The sequence below is a fragment of the Streptomyces sp. 8K308 genome, from assembly GCF_004348315.1.
In the GTDB taxonomy this organism is placed as follows: Bacteria; Actinomycetota; Actinomycetes; order Streptomycetales; family Streptomycetaceae; genus Streptomyces.
Genome location: NZ_SMKC01000699.1, coordinates 1 through 400, shown reverse-complemented (window position 1 = coordinate 400; position 400 = coordinate 1). Strand labels below are relative to the sequence as shown.

The window sequence follows — 400 nt, the reverse complement described above, 5'->3', positions numbered from 1 at the left end:
CCCCCGCGCTCCGCGCGGGAGGGGCGGGCCTCCGCGCGCGGCCCACCCGCCATCGAACCGATGCGGCCGCGAAGGCGGCTCCGCGCACGGGGGGCACCCCACAAGGTCACCGCTGCCGGCGCACCACCACCGTGCCGGCTACCTTGTCGTGCAGGCACTGTTGCAGTGGCTCGTCCCACAGGAACCACAGGTGGTTCAAGTGGAAGGGGAGTACTTGCAGCACCCAGTGGGCCACGTGTCGCCCCAGGGCGTGTCCGTATGACAGCCGGGCCCCGTCCCGAGCGCGGGCGACCCGCAGGCGGCAGACCCGCTTACCCAGCGTCCCGCCCCAACGCGCGGTGGCGATCGGGGAGTAGCACAGGAAGACCGTACTGATCAGGACACCCGACACGGCTCCCCC

General features: G+C 72.8%; 1 protein-coding gene. It reads right to left on the bottom strand.

Features of this window, described 5'->3' with window-relative positions; genetic code table 11:
* Positions 1-106 precede the first annotated feature (106 nt).
* A partial coding sequence (locus E1265_RS36700) for an RDD family protein (RefSeq protein WP_207931364.1) occupies positions 107-400 on the bottom strand: 294 nt, incomplete at its 5' end.